1 protein-coding gene and 2 pseudogenes are annotated in these 2,333 nt (G+C 57.2%); 1 reads left to right on the top strand and 2 read right to left on the bottom strand.

The window, feature by feature from the left end; all coding sequences use genetic code 11:
• Nucleotides 1-112 (top strand): annotated as a pseudogene (locus AO268_RS03740) (IS30 family transposase); the annotation flags it as partial.
• Between the two features lies 1 nt (nucleotide 113).
• Here AO268_RS03740 and praA read toward each other — a convergent pair.
• Together praA and AO268_RS03730 are read right to left on the bottom strand one after the other, a co-directional pair.
• A pseudogene (gene praA / locus AO268_RS03735) lies at nucleotides 114-533 on the bottom strand (alkane oxidation protein activator PraA); the annotation flags it as partial.
• Between the two features lie 145 nt (nucleotides 534-678).
• Entirely contained in the window at nucleotides 679-1,956 is a 1,278-nt protein-coding gene (locus AO268_RS03730; protein ID WP_099167934.1) for an alkane 1-monooxygenase, read from the bottom strand.
• Between the last annotated feature and the right edge of the window lie 377 nt (nucleotides 1,957-2,333).

The raw sequence follows: 2,333 nt of genomic DNA, 5'->3' as shown, positions 1-2,333 counted from the left end.
CGAAGCCGTCAATCGGACAGTAGCGAGGATCAATCTACGCCCGCGCAAGCGCTTGGGCTGGAAGACGCCGTACGAAGTGCATACAGGGGTGAGCGTTGCACTTATGTGTTGAATTCAGGCGCTTCCAACTTGCCGGTGGCGTTATCCCAGGTGCCCTCGGCGGTGGAGGGGCCGCACTTGCCGCCCAGGCCAAAGGCGTGCACATCGACGCTGATCTTCGACATGGAGCCGCTCTTGGCATCCTTGGCCACCAGGATCCACGGCAAGTTAGTGGCTTCGACGCGGCTGCACTTGAGGCCGCCGTCGAACTCGACCTTGTCGACATTGACGTGCGAACCATCCGCCGCGACCTTGCCCGCCACCTTGATGGTGCAGTCGGCGCTGATCAGCGCGCCCTTGGAAAAACTGATGGGGCCCTGGGCAGTGAAGGCGCTGCCGGCGGGTTCGATACGTGCGGCCTGGGCCTGGTGATAGGCAATAAGACCCAGTACAGCGAGCACGATATGCGTTGTGAACTTGGCAGGTGTGTGCATGGTGTACGCCCTTCCCTTGATTTTATTTTTGTTAGGGTCAAACAACTTTCTTGCAACTTAAAGCACTCGAAACCAGCAAACCGTGGGCGATGAAAACCTGCGCGATACACAGACCCCGAGTGCGCCTTACAGCAGTTGATTCACATTAGAAGGTGCTGGTCTTGCCGTACTTCTCCAGTATCTTCAAACGTTTGGATGGCTGGATATTGGCCAGGGTGACATCCCCCGAATAATGCCGCAGTACCCGATGATCCATGCGTCGGCGCCACAAGTAAGGAACATAGGCCCAGACAATCATGCTCGCGTAGCCATACGGCAGTTGCGGCGATTCATCAAAGTGGCGCAACGACTGATAACTACGGGTCGGGTTGGCGTGATGATCGGAGTGGCGCTGCAACTGGAACAAAAAGATATTGGTGACAATACGGTTACTGTTCCAGGAGTGGCGCGGTGAGCAACGTTCATAACGGCCATTGGGCAACTTCTGGCGTTTAAGCCCGTAATGCTCGACATAGTTCACCACCTCCAGCAGCGAGAAGCCGTAGATGCCCTGGATCAACAGGAACGGAACCACCGCCATGCCCAGCCAGGCGATCATCGCGCCCCACAACACCACGCTGTACATCCAGGCGCTGAGTACGCCGTTCTTCCAGTGCCACGCCGGCAGGCCAAGCTTGCGCAGGCGTTCGCGTTCCAGGTTCCAGGCCGAGCGCGCACTGAACCACACCGAGCGCGGCAGGAAGGCCCAGAAACTCTCCCCCAACCGCGAGCTGGCCGGATCTTCCGGGGTGGCGACGCGCACGTGATGGCCACGGTTGTGTTCGGTGTAGAAGTGCCCGTAGAAGGTCGGCGCCAGGGTGATCTTGGCCAGCACGATCTCCAGCAGGCGCGGCTTGTGCCCCAGTTCATGGGCAGTATTGATCGCGATGCCGGTGGCGGCGCCGGTGGACATGGCCATGCCCAGGTAGGTGAACCCACTCACCTCGCCATGCAGTTGCACCCGGGCCGTCAGGAAGCTGGCGGTGTGTGCCAGCCAGCTCGATGGGTCCATGGACGCCGTGAGTTGCAGCAGCCCACCGTTGATCATCCAGTCGATGCCGCTGACCGCCAGCCAGCCGGTCATCACCAGGGATGAAATAACCAACGACACCCCGGTGTAAACGATCCAGCGGTAGTACTGCTGCGATTCAAGACCGCTGACAGCGGATTCTGGCGGGTTGCTGACGTCTTCGCCGAGCAGGCCGTCGATCAACGGGATCAGGCCGAAAATCACCAGCACACCGACCCACCACAGTTGTTGTACACCGGTGGTGATGGCCAGGGCGCCAGACAGCAGCGGGGTTGCCAAAGGCATGATGCCGAGCCACCACAGGTGGCGCTTGCCGTCGGTCCAGACGTGCGGGGCGGCCAGGGTCTGATTCATGACAACCTCCGGCTGCACTGCGCGGCAGGGAGGGAGAGCGAAGCAAAAGAGACAGGAAACAGGTTCAGGCGGCACTGAAGGCCACTTGAAATAAACCATGCGATAAAAGGCGTTTTTTTCATTATTTTATTCGCTCTTAGGCATTTCAAAAATCATTTCAAAATAAATATTGAAATATTTTTTTAAATAAATAGCGCGGAACCAATAGGTCGTCAACTACTTTTTCGAGGCCTTTTTTACGTGACCGGACAGTCTCTTTTTCATCCGTTCGGTCAGGTGTCTAGGGATGGTCTGAAGTAGCCATGTATTTCCCCGGCATACCACCTAGCGCAACTTTTAAACTCGCCAAATGATCAAAAAACAATCAATTCGACGAG

The organism is Pseudomonas sp. ICMP 8385, from assembly GCF_002699915.1.
Lineage (GTDB): Bacteria > Pseudomonadota > Gammaproteobacteria > Pseudomonadales > Pseudomonadaceae > Aquipseudomonas > Aquipseudomonas gessardii.
The sequence above is the reverse complement of the archived record's forward strand: the minus strand, read 5'-3'. Positions and strand labels throughout refer to the sequence as shown.

What these genes read in the sequence shown, in the direction of transcription:
- AO268_RS03730 (WP_099167934.1), bottom strand. Translation starts at nt 1,956, where the DNA reads ATGAATCAGACCCTGGCCGCCCCGCACGTCTGGACCGACGGCAAGCGC.